Below are 14,550 nucleotides of genomic sequence, written 5' to 3' on the forward strand. Positions count from 1 at the left end.
CTATCGGCAGGGCGTCGTCATTCGGCACGCCATCGCGACTAAAGGTGTCAGACGAAGTCCAGCACCATGAAATGAGGGTTGTCGACCAGCACCTCCATGCGGGTGATGTCATCGAGCACCACCAGCCGGTCACCTCCTTCAGTGCGCAGCGACAAGCACTCCTCATGGTCCTCGTTGAACGAGGTGTCTACCGCTTCGCCCTGTTTTTCGACCCCACCCTTCAAGGAAAGCTTGACCGGAAAATGGTACAAGCAAGCAAGTTCAATATTATCGTAGAGATGGCAAGCCACCATGCTCATGCCCTCCCCTGTTGATCAACTCACCTGGGTATCAACTCACCCAAGTATTAACTCACCTATGTATTAACTTACTCGTGTCGAGATCTGTGGATCACGTTGAGATTGCCGATATGCGTCGCCCTGTCGATGCCGTGACATGTGACATATCTCATATGCGAGGCATCCTGCCTTTGGTCTAGCCCAGATACCAGCGCGGCACCATTTGGCTGCACAAACCGCGTTAGTTTCACCGAAAAGCACGAGCCTTGCCGCTCAGACAGAGCGCTGGTATTGCGCCAATTCGAGCTACCATTCCTGATCCAGCGGATGCTTCCATCGGTTATCCAGAACGGGCATCCAGAACGGCCATCCCCCCACATAACAAAGGCTCCTGCGTCAGCACGCAGGAGCCTTGTTCGCACTGCCTTGACAGCGTCAGCGGTTCAGCAGGTCACGTACATCCTTGGCTTCCCAGTGGGGGAAGTACTTGCGAACCAGGGCGTTAAGCTCCAGCTCGAAACCTGCCCAGTCGACTTCCCCGACAGACGCGCCCTCGGCACTGGCGGCACCCCGAATCATGCCGGCGCCAACGGTGACGTTGGTCAGACGATCGATGACGATAAAGCTGCCGGTGCCGGCAATCTTCGCATAGTCGTCGATCGGCACTTCGGCTGTCAGCGCTACCCGGCAGCGAGCGATGGCATTGAGCTCAAGCTGCTGCGCCTGGTGACGCTCCAGGGTGTTGACGTCGACCTGGTAGTGAATCGCCTCGACCTGTCCGGACACGGCACGCCCGGCCATGCGGATATCGTATTGGCGACCAGGCACCAGCGCGTCGTCATGCATCCACACGATATCGGCGTCGAAGGCACTCGACAGGGTAATGTCGGCATCGGCTGCCACCAGCCAGTCGCCGCGAGAGATGTCGATCTCGTCTTCCAGGGTCACGGTGATCGCCTGTCCCGGATAGGCATCATCCAGGTCGCCGTCGAAGGTCACGATGCGCTCGACCTTGCTGAGCTTGTTGGACGGCAACACCTTGACCGACTGGCCAGGGCGCAGGATGCCCGCCTCCAGGGTGCCCGCATACCCCCGGAAATCGAGGTTCGGACGATTGACGTACTGCACCGGGAAACGCAAGTCACTGAGGTTCTGGTCGCGGCTGACTTCCACCGTTTCCAGCAGCTCGAGCAGGGCCGGGCCCTGGTACCAGTTCAGGTTGTCGCCGCGCTCGACCACATTGTCGCCCTTGAGGGCAGACAGCGGTACGAAACGAATGTCCGACGCCGACAGCTGCTCGGCAAAGGCCCGATACTCGGCGACGATCTCGTCGAAGCGCTCCTCGGCGTAGTCGACCAGGTCCATCTTGTTGACCGCGATGACCAGGTGCTGGATGCCCAGCAGGTCAGCGATAAAGCTGTGGCGACGGGTCTGGGTCTGCACGCCGTAACGGGCGTCGATCAGGATCACCGCGAGGCCCGCGGTGGAGGCGCCGGTGGCCATGTTGCGGGTGTACTGCTCGTGCCCCGGCGTGTCGGCAATGATGAACTTGCGCTTGTCGGTGGAGAAGAAGCGATAGGCCACATCGATGGTGATGCCCTGTTCGCGCTCCGACTGCAGACCGTCGACCAGCAGCGCCAGATCCACCTCCTCACCGGTGGTGCCCTTGGTCTTGGAGGCCTGGGTGATGGCCGCCAACTGGTCATCGAAGATCATCTTGGAATCGTGCAGCAGGCGACCGATCAGGGTCGACTTGCCGTCATCGACGCTCCCGCAGGTGATGAACCTGAGCAGGTCCTTGTTTTCGTGCTCGTGCAGATACTGCTCGATGTTGTCAGCAATCAGACTGGACTGGTGAGACATGCTGTACCCCTATGGGTGACCCGACGTCGCGCTGGACGTCCGGCCCTTGATCTGTCATCTGCGTCCTTGTCCCCGGTCACTGTCGGCCGGGGCAAGGCGCGTGGCTGAGTGCGGTCGGTGCCGTCGTCAGAAGTAGCCTTCGCGCTTCTTCTTCTCCATGGAGCCGGCCTGATCGTGGTCGATGGCGCGGCCGGAGCGCTCGCTGGTACGGGTCAGCAGCATCTCCTGGATGATCTCAGGCAGGGTCTGGGCCTTCGACTCCACCGCACCGGTCAGCGGGTAGCAGCCCAGGGTCCTGAAGCGCACCCACTTTTCCTCGGGCTGCTCGCCCTCGGCCAGGGGCATGCGCTCGTCGTCGACCATGATCTGCATGCCGTCACGCTCGACCACCGGACGCGGGGCCGAAAAGTACAGCGGCACGATGTCGATGTTTTCGAGATAGATGTACTGCCAGATGTCCAGCTCGGTCCAGTTGGACAGCGGGAAAGCGCGAATCGACTCGCCCTTGTTGATGCGAGCGTTGTACAGGTTCCAGAGCTCGGGGCGCTGATTCTTAGGGTCCCAGCGGTGATGCTTGTCACGGAACGAGAACACGCGCTCCTTGGCCCGGCTGGCCTCTTCATCACGGCGGGCACCACCGAAGGCAGCGTCGAACCCGTACTTGTCCAGCGCCTGCTTCAGCGCCTGGGTCTTCATCACGTCGGTGTAACCGCTGGACCCATGGTCGAACGGGTTGATCCCGGCAGCCTTGCCTTCCTGGTTGGTATGGACGATCAGCTCCATGCCCGCCTCTTCGGCCATACGGTCGCGGAAGGCGATCATCTCGCGGAACTTCCAGGTGGTGTCCACGTGCATCAACGGGAACGGCGGCGGCCCCGGATAGAAGGCCTTGCGCGCCAGGTGCAGCATCACCGAAGAATCCTTGCCGATCGAGTACAGCATCACCGGGTTGGAAAACTCGGCGGCCACCTCACGGATAATGTGGATGGACTCGGCCTCAAGCTGCTTGAGGTGAGTCAGTCGCTTCGGCGTAAGAGAAGCCTGAGCGGCTCTCTCGCGGGCTGGTGCGGAAAGGCTGGTCATGACCGGGACACCTCGCATGACGGAAATAAGGAAGATGCCAGCGAGGATACTGCGAAGGGAATAATAACGTAAAAGAATTAATAACTATCTTTTTAGAACCATAAGAACTTTTGCCCAAGCGCACACAACGACCAACTACGTCCAACGACCCTCCGCGCCCAACGACCATCAGTGCCCAAGCAAGGGGCACCGGACGTGGGCGCAGGTATGTCAGCAGCGCTTGGCTACAGCTCGACCCGTTCCACCCAGGTCAGCCACTCCCCCCCTCGCTTCAGGTCCACCACGCGATAGCCTGGCCGGGACGCCTCATCCACGGCGAACTCATCGCTGCCAGGCAGAAACTGATCCGAGGTAGCCGGACAGGCATACACCTCTACCTGACCATCAGGCAGTGCCCTGGTGCCATGGAAGGCCTGGTGCACATGACCGCACAGGACCATCTTTACCTGCGGATATCGTCCCACCACGTCCCAGAAGTCATCGGCATCCTCAAGCCCCAGGGCGTCGATCCAGGCACTGCCCACGACCATGGGGGGATGGTGCATGACGATCACGGTGGGACGAAGCTCCTGGCCTAGCCGCTGGTCGAGCGCAGCCAGGGCATCCTCGCCCACCCGGCCGCTGGCCTCGCCCGGTATCTGGGTATTGAGCTTGAGCACTCGCCAGGCTCCCGCGTCGACCTCTGCCAGCACCTCTCGCTCTGCACTCATCAGCGCCAGGTCATCATGATTGCCGGGCAGCCAGAACCACGGACAGTCCAGCGCTGCCAGACGCTCTGTGGCCAGGCGGTACGCGCCTTCGGATTCATCCTGGGCGATGTCACCGGTCACCATCACCAGGTCTGGCCGGTCCAGATCCACCGCGGCGATGACCGCCTCGAGCTGGCGAGCGGGCAGGCCCCGTCGGGAGCGAGCCATGGGATCGGCATACAGGTGGCAATCGCTAAGCTGGATCAAACGCATGGCAGTGTCTCGACAGCCCAAACCAAGGAAAGCCCTCCGCCAGGAGGGCCAGCGCAGGGTCAGGGTATCGCAGACAGCGTCGAGCGCAAGCGATCGAGATCAGAGGTTGGGCCCGGAGCTGTGGTCAGGGCAGCTGAGGAAGGTCCAGGGAGTGGCCATGGGCCAAGCCGTGATCCAGCCATTCGCCGAGGAAGCGATTGATCTGCAGCTTTTCATCCGGCTGATGCATGTGCGCGTTGGGATAGCGATAGCGCCCATCGAAATGCCGCCGACGCTGAAAGTCGGTGACTTCTGCCATGCGCACGTCGTGGTACAGGTGCACCCGCATGCGCGGGCTGTCGATGACGCTGTCGAGAACGCCTTCCTGGGTCACGCGAACAATGGTGGTGTAAGGAGCCAACTCTTCGACGTGCAGACGCAGCGCGCCCAAGCGCCGCTCACCATTACGCAGCTCGACGTCGCGAATCTCGCCCTCCTCCAGGTCACCCAGAAGCCGAGACAGACGGATGTAATTGGCGGTGCACTCGCTTTGCAGGGTGCGCAAGTCCGTTACATAAGCGCTGCGATGGGTCACGTTACCTCCTTGCTCTCAACGATGCGCGTTCGGCAGCCAACCAATGGAAACCGATCAGGCACATGGCGTTATCGAGTCGTCCCTGGCCGAGAAGTTCCCAGGCCCGCTGGAAGGGCAACACATGCACGCGAATATCTTCATGCTCTTCATCAAGGCCATGCACCCCGCCCAGCCCACGGGTGTCGACCAGCCCGCAGAACAGCGTCACGCGTTCGTCGCAGGCACCAGGACTAGGATAGTAGCTATGCAGCAGGATGAGGTCACCGACCTCGCAGCCCGCCTCTTCCAACGCTTCGCGACGAGCCACATCTTCCAGCGACTCATCCTTGTCGACCAGTCCGGCCACGCATTCCAGCTTCCACGGGGTGTGGGGGTCTTGCAGCGCTCCCGCACGAATCTGCTCCACCAGCACGACGCTGTCGCGCTCGGGGTCATAAAGCATGACGCCCACCGCATCGTGACGACTGTGGACTTCCCTCACCACGGGCTCGCTCCAGCCGCCTTCGAACTTGCGATGGCGGTAGGTCAGCTTGTCCAGGCGAAAGAATCCCTGGTACAGGCAGTCCCGTGACACCAGCTCGACATCCTGAACGGTGAAGGGGGCATCAATGTGGCTCGTTTCCGGCATGGGGGCCTCCGCTGACAGATCGGCCCATTATCCGGATCGGTCATGGGCCCCACAAGGCGAGTCCAGGTGGGGCCTCCTGTCAAGGCGGAAAACAACAGGAAAGTCGGCGGGGTTCAGAGCTCGTTGAGCAGTGCGCGCGCCTCGGCCTTGAGCGCCTGGTCCGAGGCCTCGCGACCGGCGCGAACCGCGCCATTGATGGCCTTCTCCGCGTGCTGGCGGGCCTCGGCGTCGCGGCCTTCATCGGCCAGGTAGGCGGCATAGTAGTAGTTGACGTCCACCCCACCCGGGCGAATCGCCAGCGCGCGCTTGAACATCTCCTCGGCCTTGTCGTCATCGCCAAAGGCGACCGGCCAGCCCGGCGCGCGGTCGTACAGTGCTCCCAGGGTCACGTAGGCCGAGCCTTCGAGGCCGTTGGCATCCAGTGCGATGGCCCGCTCCAGCGCGCGGCGCGCTGCCTTGGCGTTGTCCAGCGCGCCGAGCCCGCCCTTGGCCTTGGCCAGCGACGCCTCAATGATGCCCTCCCACACCAGCAGTTCGCTGACGTTGGGATTGGACGCGGTAAGCTCCCGGGCCTCGGCAGCCAGCGCCGTCAACGGGGCTTCCTGGGCCGACAGGGCGCTCGAGGTGGTAACGCTCTCCCAGCGATTCTTAATCTGGTCGAGCTCACCCTGCCAGGCCAGCGCCACACCACTGGCGAGGCAAGCGGACAGGGTGACAAGCGTCAGCGCCGTTGTGGCCAGCAGCCGACGCGGACGTTGGCGCAAGGACACGGATGGAACATCAGGCGAGGTGGAAAACAGAGTTCGTGACATTTGGCGGCTCCGGATACTGTTATTGTGATGCACCCTGATGCTGGGTGGTCATGGTGGGCGGCCGAACTGAGCGATCAGGCCCAGCATTCAGACCCAGCAATCAGGCCGAGCACTGACCGGCTGGGGTGTAGCCCGATACGAGAAACCACATCGCGTTCTGGCGCCCTCCTCGAAATGTAACGAACGTTTGATTTATTCGCCAGTCGCATTCTGGCTGAACGCTCACTGCATCGCTCTCCCGGCCTTTCCCCACCACCCAAGGCGCTTGCGCGGCGGCCCAAGTCGCGGCACCCTCGTGGACCTTGTCTGTTTCAACGACTCACCGAGGATCGCCATGAAAGGCCGCAACATGACACGTTGGCGTGACCCGGCCAAGGACCCGCGCCAGGAACCCAAGAGCAACCTGATCACTCAGGAAGGCGCTGATCGCCTCAGGGGAATCCTTGACCACCTCAGCCGGGTCAAGCGACCACAGCTGTCGGCCAAGGTGGGGGAAGCGGCAGCGCTGGGGGACCGCAGCGAAAACGCCGACTACACCTATAACAAGAAGGAGTTGAACCGCGTCATCGGGCGCATTCGCTACCTGACCAAGCGCCTGGACGAGCTGCAGGTCATCGACCGACTTCCCGCCGACACCGACCGGGTGTTCTTCGGTGCCTTCGTCACCCTGGAGGACGAAGACGGCGAAGAGATGTCGCTGCGCATCGTCGGCCACGACGAGACCGATACCAGCAAGCGCTGGATCAGCGTAGATGCGCCCTTGGCCAAGGCCCTGCTGGGCAAGTCACTGGATGACGAGGTGACGGTGGCCGCGCCGGGCGGCGAGACCACCTGGTTGATCACCGAGATTCACTACCGCACGCCAGGCAAGACCGCCGGCCGCTAACCGAAGCTCACAGGCGCTTCAGCGACGCACCGCGCGGTACACGCGAAAGCGTCCGTTGTCGGCCAGGATCTCGAAGCTACCGAAGGCCCGCTCAAGAGGGTCTGCATAAGGCAAGAAGGCGTTGGCCACGAGGATCAGCTGGCCGCCAGCATCGAGATGGTCCGGCGCCTGCTGAATCAACCGGGCCGCCGGGCCGTAGTCGATGGACCGCTCCTGGTGAAAGGGCGGGTTACTAACAATCGCTGTGAAGCGCTGGCCGTCCAGCGCCGAATAGACATCGCTTTCCAGCACCTCCCCCGTCAGCCCGTTGGCCTTGAGCGTGCGCCGCGTGGCTTCTGCCGCAAAGGCGCTGACATCCACCGCCGTGACATCACGCCCCAGCTGCGCCATCCAGGCCGCCAGAATGCCGTCACCGCAGCCCATATCCAGCACCTTGCCCTGGGGTAGCTGCTGCTCCAGCTGTTCGATCAGCAGTTGCGTGCCCTCATCGAACTTGCCGTGGCCAAACACCCCCGGATGACTCGACAGCTGCAGGCCCGCCGCCTCGAACGAGGTCCAGACTGCTTCAGGGTCCAGCGCCAGTGCGCTGGTGCGCGTCTCGAACAGCGAACAGCGGCGTGCGCTGTCGAGCTTGCGACAGCCCATGCCCAGCGCCGCCAGGACCTTGAGCACTCGCTTGATGCCCCCCTGGTGCTCCCCCACCAGCTGCAGCGGCGTGCCCTCGGGCAGGGTCTGGCACAACCACAGCAGCCACCATTCCCCCAAGGCGTGCGCCTTCGGCCAGAACAGTACCGCCCCCGGGGGTGACGCAGGCTCCGTACTGAAGGGCGACAGCGCCGAACGCTGGCGCGCTTCCCAGGCAGCCCGTACCGAGACGTCCGCGCTGACCAGACAACCCTCCCCGGCCTCCAGCCAGCTATCTCGCGGCGGCGCGACCCACCACCAGCCACGATAGTCCGCGTCTTGACGCTCAAGCAGCTGGCATACGGCGGTGTCGGCACTCATGGTGTTATCTCCTGACGCTTGGCGTCTGCCGGCAAGGGGCGGCGAAAGGTGTAAAGCAGATAGCGCCCCAGGCGCCAGTGCGGATCCATCTGGCAATAGCGGTGTTCCAGCGCCACCAGCTGTTCCAGCTCACTATCATCCTGCGGGGGGCGACGTAGATAGTCGTGGAACACCCGGATACCGGCCACGTCCTGACAGACAAGCCCTTCCTGCTCGGCCCAGTCGGTGACCTGAGCATGGGTCAGGGGAGAAATCGGCGTCAGCCGCTGGCGTTGGCCCTTGCCTTCCAGGCGATCTTCCAGCGCCTTGTCCAGGTTACCCTTGACCACATTGGACAGCCTCAGCGCGTCGCGATTGAACACCATCAGTGACAGCTGGCCGCCTGGGGCTAACAACGAGGCCAGGTGAGAGATCGCCTCGCGAGGATCGCCCAACCATTCCAGCACCGCGTGACATACCACCAGGGGCCAGGGTCCCGGCGCTTCGCTTGCCAGCTCCTGCAGCGGCAGCGGCAGATAGCTGGCCTTGGCGGCCACCAGCTCGCGACCGGCTGCGGCCTGCTCGATTCCCGCCTGGGCCCGCTCCAACATCTCGGCAGAGGGCTCAGCCAGCGTTACCTGATGGCCCCGTTGCAGAAACCACTGCGCCTGCTGGCCAAGGCCAGCCCCGACGTCCAGCACCGGCTGCTGCGCCAAATCGAGCATCTCTGGCAGCAGACGATCCAGCAGGGACAGGCGAAGCTCACCGCGCAGGTGGCCGTAAAGTGAGGCCGAGAACTTGTCGGCCAGACCATCGAAATGGCGGTCGCCGCGGGGCGACAGCGAAGAGGACGCTGCGGGCGTATCGACCGCTGGCGACGAGCAGGTCGCCTCGGAAAGCGAAGCAGCGGGGCCGTGTGACGGTTGGGACATCGACAGAAACCAGTGAGATCGCACAAAAGGCGCATTCTACCGAGCATGGCAGGCGCTGGCACCCACCCACGCCCTTCACCGGGCAACTGCGGGTTTATCTTGTGGAGTCAGCCGCTTATAATGCCGCCCCAACGCCCTCTTAGCTCAGCAGGATAGAGCAGCCGCCTCCTAAGCGGCAGGTCGCAGGTTCGAATCCTGCAGAGGGCGCCATTTCAGGGTCCTCATCCCTCCCTGGGATTTCCGCCCTCTCTGGCGCTTGACGAGTCGCATTCCCCCTTCACCAGCCAGGCAAGCGTCCTTTTGACGCCCGTTTTTTCGCCTATCGGCTGAGGCATCTCTTTCCAGTCCAATTCCCCATGCCTTCCGGGAGTTCACTCTTCCCGCCAATTCATTGCGGAAACCCTTGAAGCGCGGAATATAGCGCATTGGCCCGCGGTATTTACTCGATGATAGGCTTGTCCACTATACGACGCTCGCCACGCGCCGAATTATGGTGGAATGAAAGGAAGATCCATACATTTTGATCGGTGGTGCTGCGGGCAAAGCGACGAAACACCACCTTGACCATTGCCACCGTCACAACCAAAGCGATTATCGAGATCGTCAGGCGAAATACTGTCTGCAGCAGATCTTCACGGCAGCAAGGATCGCTGATCCGGCGTCAGGAAAAGCCACTGAGCACTAGGGAAGGTACCGAGACGGGCCATGACAAATATTCAGAAGAAGATACTAGAAGCCGTCGGCGTGTTAAGCAGAAATCGACTGCGCCTATCCACCTTTTCTCAGAATCATATATTTGACGTAACAGAAGGGCTGGACATAATAAAAGTTCCAAGCTTTATATGCACAAGAGACAAAGAATGCCTGGTGCTAGCCGAATCCTGGTTCCGAGAGAGAGGGCTATACCTCTCATGGGGAACCATAGGAGGCACTTTTATTTTAGGCTTCTTCTTATATATCGCACTCGTATTACCTTGGACGGTGGAGAGAGACCTGGGCATCATGGACGCTCTGATTTTTCCCCTGATGGGATGTTTGGGCTTCTTATTTTCCTTTCCTCTGGTATTTGCAGCAAAAGGCGAGTTAAAGAATCAAGGTCTCCAGTACGCCGTATTCAATCAGCGTACTAAAAATATTCATTATGTCAGTGACGTAGATTTTAACACCAGAACGTGTCGCTGGGATGAATGCACCTTCTGCCTTGCCTATTCGGCAGGAGGCATCGAAGGCAACTACTATGAACTGAAGGGTTATCTGCTTGATCAAGAGGGTAGTGTCAGAGATAGCTTCTCATTCGATGACTACTACTATATGCCATCAAACTCAGCCACTTCTCGCCAGGCAATGATTGATGACCTGACGGCCAGATTCGAATACGTACGCCGCTTCATGGAAGAGGGAGCCGAAGCGAAAGAGCCGGTTAGAGGGGGACTGGATTTGACACCTACACTCTCCGAAGCCGCGCATCGGTTCCAGCCCAGGTCCACACCCTCCGACGGCAAGGTGGCTCACGTCATCTATTCGCTAGTGCGGGTCGTATTTCTGGTTCCCTTCAGCGTGCAAGTCGTTGGCCATTACTTTTTCTGCCGCTATTGCCGCCTGCCAACGTGGCCGCAGAGTGTGATTGACGAGTGCGGCGAGGACATTTTTCCCAAACGGTAGTGCTGCCCCATTTCAGGCTAGGGCCCAGCAGCACCACCCAGTATCGGTGCCTACATACGTTCACATTGATGTGACATGACCATGCCGAAAATACTAGATTTACGCCGCACATAAGATCGGCTTCCTACCCATCAACCCCGCCATACAGCGGGGTTGATCCGTTTCGGGCCCTATCAAAAGCGCTGCCCTGGGCGTCCTTGAGTAACAAGCTCTCCTGGCTCACCAGCACCCAGTTGCCACCATACCCCACTCCCCGCCCGCCACCCTGGCGCGCTGTCGACACCCCGCCCCGCCCGCGCGCTAAACCTGCCAGTTTTTATGCACTCATGCGCTAGCCGCCATCACGCACCACTGCTGAGCTCTGCCAGTGTTAGAGGTTCACCAGACCTCATGCGGAATCATGCGAATTTATGCTGAGGATGTGACGCGTTGGAGTAGCGTCAGTAGCGGAAAGCGCAAATCTATGCCAAGTTCGCAACAATATGTTCTCACAAAGGCCTGACTGGTCCGGAGACTGCTTACGACACAAAGCGATCACTCCGCAATAGGACTGTCTACATCAAAGGGAGTTGAAAAGTGCTCGTAGAATCGCTTCGCTTGGTTAATTTCAAAAAATTCAAAGATCAAACATTTGAATTCAACCCGGATGTAAATATATTCGTTGGTGATAATAACGCTGGAAAAAGCACGGTTCTAGAAGCATTGGAAATCGTGCTAAACTTCCAGCATCGTGGTCGTCCTCTCAACAATGAATTCTCTCCTGATTTATTTAACCGCGACGCAGTCGCTGCATTCCTAAAATCTGATAAAACACCTTCGGACTTGCCAGTCCTTGTGATTGAGGCATATATGAAAAACGTGCCCGACTATCGAGGCACGAACAACAGTTTGTTGAAAGATGCAATAGGGGTTCAGGTTAAAGCGAGCTTTGATCCAGACTTCTTAGGCGCCTACCAAGACTACCTAGCCACCGGAGCGCCAATAACTAGTATCCCAGTGGAATTTTACAAAGTCGAGTGGATGGACTTTGCATGGAACGTCATAAAGCCGATGACCAAGAAGTTCCGCGCATTATACATCGATCCGGCTCGTATTCATCCCACGTTCGGCAAGAATCAGTATATCTTGAATGTTCTGAATACCGCACTCAAGAAGGATGAAGCGTACCGCTTAAGCCTTAACTACCGCGAGACCCTACAATCTTTTAACGATACTAAAGAGGTGAAATCAGTCAACAAAGATTTGGATATAGATAATAGGATTACCGATAAAAAGCTAACTATTGCTGCTAACACGATGCCGGCGGGTGCACTCCAGAATGGTTTGCAGTTGGAAGTGGAAGCCGTGCCTTTTCACATGATAGGTAAGGGTGAGCAGAGCAAGGTACAGATCAAGCTGGCCCTCCATAACAAGTCGAAGGACATTGATCTTGTGATGATGGAAGAGCCAGAAAATCACCTATCCCACGTCGAGCTGAGCAGGCTTGTACAAGATATCGAAGATCAGCGAGACGAGAAGCAGCTATTTATCAGCACCCATAGCTCATATGTTTTAAACAAGTTGAGCATTGACAAGATATGCTTGCTCCATGACTCATATAAACGATTGCACCGCTTAGATAAAGACGTAGTGAAGATGCTGAAGCGGTTACCAGGCTACGATACTCTGCGTGTCGCGTTGTCTAAAAAGGTGGTGTTAGTAGAGGGACCATCTGATGAGTTGGTGCTCAAGAAGATATACAAAGATATTAATGGCCGTCTGCCTGAGCAGGATGGGATCGATATCATCGTAGTGCGCGGCGTGGGCTTCAAAACGTTCATCGAGATCGGAAAAGAAATAGGTACTGCTATAAATGTCTTGAGGGACAATGATGGGGACTACGTAAACAACGTGGTTGAAGCGCAAGAGGATTACGAGGCGTATCCGAATATCAAGCTTATCTCATCTGAGGATAACAACGAATTTTCACTGGAGCCTGCAATGATCTCAGCAAATGCCACATCGGAAAGAGAACTGATGGCGTTTGCAGAAATCATACTCTCAAAAAGGACATATAACCTTCTATCCGCGAAACCAACATTCGATGACAAGCGTACTTTCATCGTTGAGTGGTTCAAGAGCAAGGATGGCGATGGAAAGGGAAAGAGAAAGGTCGACTCTGCCATTAAGTTGTTTGAGACCACAGAGCAGTTCAAGTATCCCGACTTCCTCTGTGAGGTACTGAGTTTTGACTAACATATTATGTATAGCTGGAGCAGGATCAGGTAAAACCCACAAGATAATCACCGAGTCGATCGCGGAGATTGAACGCGGAGGAAAGGTTTTAATAGTAACCTACACAATTAGCAACCAGCAGGAACTGCGGCGTCGATTTTTAGCTGCTTTTGGTAAACACAGTGATCAGTTCGTAGTGAAAGGCCTATTCTCGTTCTATCTAGAAGATATGGTGAGGCCGTATCAGCAAGCTCTATTTGCGCAACGGATCGACGGTATATTTTTCAATGAACAAAACCCTCACCTGAAGCCGGGATCAAAATACATGTTGCCCGGACGCAAGGAACAGCTAGAAGACAAGAGCTATAACCCAAATCACTTCCTGACTCAGTGCAATACGAAGGCCCATACAGGCTTTCTAGCTAAGCTGGCGGCTCGGATTGGAAAGGCCAAGAAGAATGCTGCAGCGACTCGGCTTGGCGATATCTACAGCCAAGTATATTTTGATGAAGTGCAAGATCTGGTTGGATGGGATTACGAGGTACTCAAGGTTCTAAGCAGAGCAATGAAGTCACCCATCACTTGCGTGGGAGATTTCCGACAGACTGTGTACGAGACAACGTTTGGCCAAAAGGCGCCTAAAACGGCCTCAGAAAAGATTGCAGCGTTTAAGTCCATGAACTTCAAGGAAGACACGCTCATGCAAAATTTTCGGAGTATCCAAACGATCTGTACTATTTCTGATGAGGTGCATAAAGGCGCTTACAAGGCGACTATATCAGCTGTTCACGATATCCCGAATGAGTTTACACATCACCTTGGCGTTTTCATCGTTAAACAATCTGACGTTACCGATTACGTCAAGACATATCATCCTATAGTCCTGCGCTGGAACATGGCTTCTGGGAAAAAGGTTCTTCCTGCTTGGGCTCGCTGCTACAATTTTGGTGCTAGTAAAGGGTTGGGGTTTGATCGTGTACTGATTTTGCCGGTGGACAGCCAGATGCATTTCGTCTTAGATGGCGCGACTCCTTTCCCTGCAAATTCCGAGATGGCGCAGAATAAGTTGTATGTTGCTATCACGCGGGCTAGGTACAGCCTGGGATTCATCGTGCCGGACGAGAAAGCAAAGCGATTACGCTTACCAGTTTGGGAGAATCCCCTGGTTTGACTAGTGGTACTAGGTACTTCACTGAGAAAAGATGGGGTGATCTCACCCAGCATTGGTGGACACCGATCTAAGCGATGATTCGGGCCTCGAAAACCTCCGGGCTGATCATTCCAATCGCACTGTGCCGGCGCTGCCGTTTGTAGTTCAGCTAAATGTACTCGAACACTTTTTTAGCTAATAGAAATTGGTGCTTACTTTTGGCCTATCAGTAGGTTTTTTGTAACACACGATAATCCTATATTGCAAACGAGATTTATTGAACTGCCGGATTTCTGCTTATTCCATTAACTCACACCTAAACTCTGCTTCGCCGCATGCTCAATGCAAAGTTAGTGGAACGCATTTACCAATAATCCAAATTCAACGTGTAGCTATCAGCTAACCAAGGGCAGGGCGCTCTTGTTTAATTTTCATTAAGAAAAAACGGCAGGATAGTCGTTGATTATCGCCACGAAAGATGATGGTGTTATTACCGGAATTAATGTATGGTAATATTCTTTG

Annotated in this window: 13 protein-coding genes and 1 tRNA gene; 5 read left to right on the forward strand and 9 right to left on the reverse strand. The window is 57.3% G+C overall.

Annotated features, from left to right (window positions below; genetic code table 11):
* Nucleotides 1–47: 47 nt before the first annotated feature.
* The 7 genes from KUV41_RS02185 to KUV41_RS02215 form a co-directional block, all read right to left on the reverse strand.
* Nucleotides 48–299, reverse strand: a complete 252-nt coding sequence (locus tag KUV41_RS02185; RefSeq protein WP_224851996.1) for a Rho-binding antiterminator — start codon at nt 297–299, stop codon at nt 48–50.
* Between the two features lie 414 nt (nt 300–713).
* Nucleotides 714–2,141, reverse strand: coding sequence for a sulfate adenylyltransferase subunit CysN (gene cysN, locus KUV41_RS02190; protein WP_206941025.1), 1,428 nt, complete (start codon nt 2,139–2,141; stop codon nt 714–716).
* 126 nt (nt 2,142–2,267) lie between these two features.
* Nucleotides 2,268–3,224 carry a sulfate adenylyltransferase subunit CysD gene (gene cysD / locus KUV41_RS02195; RefSeq protein ID WP_206941027.1) on the reverse strand — a complete coding sequence of 319 codons (957 nt, stop codon included), beginning with the start codon at nt 3,222–3,224 and terminating at the stop codon, nt 2,268–2,270.
* A 224-nt stretch (nt 3,225–3,448) separates the two neighbouring features.
* Nucleotides 3,449–4,186 (reverse strand): metallophosphoesterase, encoded by a 738-nt coding sequence (locus KUV41_RS02200; RefSeq protein ID WP_206941029.1) that lies wholly within the window; start codon nt 4,184–4,186, stop codon nt 3,449–3,451.
* 124 nt (nt 4,187–4,310) lie between these two features.
* Complete coding sequence (locus KUV41_RS02205) at nt 4,311–4,760, reverse strand: DUF1249 domain-containing protein (protein ID WP_206941031.1); 450 nt, start codon at nt 4,758–4,760, stop codon at nt 4,311–4,313.
* A 1-nt stretch (nt 4,761) separates the two neighbouring features.
* Nucleotides 4,762–5,388 (reverse strand): NUDIX domain-containing protein, encoded by a 627-nt coding sequence (locus tag KUV41_RS02210; RefSeq protein ID WP_206941033.1) that lies wholly within the window; start codon nt 5,386–5,388, stop codon nt 4,762–4,764.
* Nucleotides 5,389–5,501: 113 nt separating this feature from the next.
* Nucleotides 5,502–6,200, reverse strand: a complete 699-nt coding sequence (locus KUV41_RS02215; protein WP_261395884.1) for a hypothetical protein — start codon at nt 6,198–6,200, stop codon at nt 5,502–5,504.
* Between the two features lie 334 nt (nt 6,201–6,534).
* Between KUV41_RS02215 and greB the strand changes: the two genes are divergently transcribed.
* Nucleotides 6,535–7,086, forward strand: coding sequence for a transcription elongation factor GreB (gene greB / locus KUV41_RS02220; RefSeq protein ID WP_206941035.1), 552 nt, complete (start codon nt 6,535–6,537; stop codon nt 7,084–7,086).
* A gap of 18 nt (nt 7,087–7,104) precedes the next feature.
* Here the strand turns inward: greB and KUV41_RS02225 are convergent, their stop codons facing one another.
* Nucleotides 7,105–8,091: a methyltransferase gene (locus KUV41_RS02225; protein WP_206941037.1), complete on the reverse strand. Its 987-nt coding sequence runs from the start codon at nt 8,089–8,091 to the stop codon at nt 7,105–7,107.
* Nucleotides 8,088–9,002 (reverse strand): methyltransferase domain-containing protein, encoded by a 915-nt coding sequence (locus KUV41_RS02230; protein ID WP_222483958.1) that lies wholly within the window; start codon nt 9,000–9,002, stop codon nt 8,088–8,090. Before KUV41_RS02230 ends, KUV41_RS02225 begins: the two co-directional genes overlap by 4 nt.
* A gap of 133 nt (nt 9,003–9,135) precedes the next feature.
* Between KUV41_RS02230 and KUV41_RS02235 the strand changes: the two genes are divergently transcribed.
* The 4 genes from KUV41_RS02235 to KUV41_RS02250 all read left to right on the forward strand — a co-directional run bounded on the left by KUV41_RS02235 (nt 9,136) and on the right by KUV41_RS02250 (nt 14,049).
* Nucleotides 9,136–9,212: transfer RNA gene (locus KUV41_RS02235), tRNA-Arg, on the forward strand.
* Between the two features lie 495 nt (nt 9,213–9,707).
* Entirely contained in the window at nt 9,708–10,664 is a 957-nt protein-coding gene (locus KUV41_RS02240) for a hypothetical protein (RefSeq protein WP_222483959.1), read from the forward strand.
* A 576-nt stretch (nt 10,665–11,240) separates the two neighbouring features.
* Nucleotides 11,241–12,899 (forward strand): ATP-dependent nuclease, encoded by a 1,659-nt coding sequence (locus KUV41_RS02245; RefSeq protein WP_222483960.1) that lies wholly within the window; start codon nt 11,241–11,243, stop codon nt 12,897–12,899.
* Nucleotides 12,892–14,049 (forward strand): UvrD-helicase domain-containing protein, encoded by a 1,158-nt coding sequence (locus KUV41_RS02250; protein ID WP_222483961.1) that lies wholly within the window; start codon nt 12,892–12,894, stop codon nt 14,047–14,049. The genes KUV41_RS02245 and KUV41_RS02250 overlap by 8 nt, the downstream gene beginning before the upstream one ends.
* Nucleotides 14,050–14,550 lie beyond the last annotated feature (501 nt).

Source organism: Halomonas sp. DP8Y7-1 (assembly GCF_019801685.1).
GTDB lineage: Bacteria > Pseudomonadota > Gammaproteobacteria > Pseudomonadales > Halomonadaceae > Halomonas > Halomonas litopenaei_A.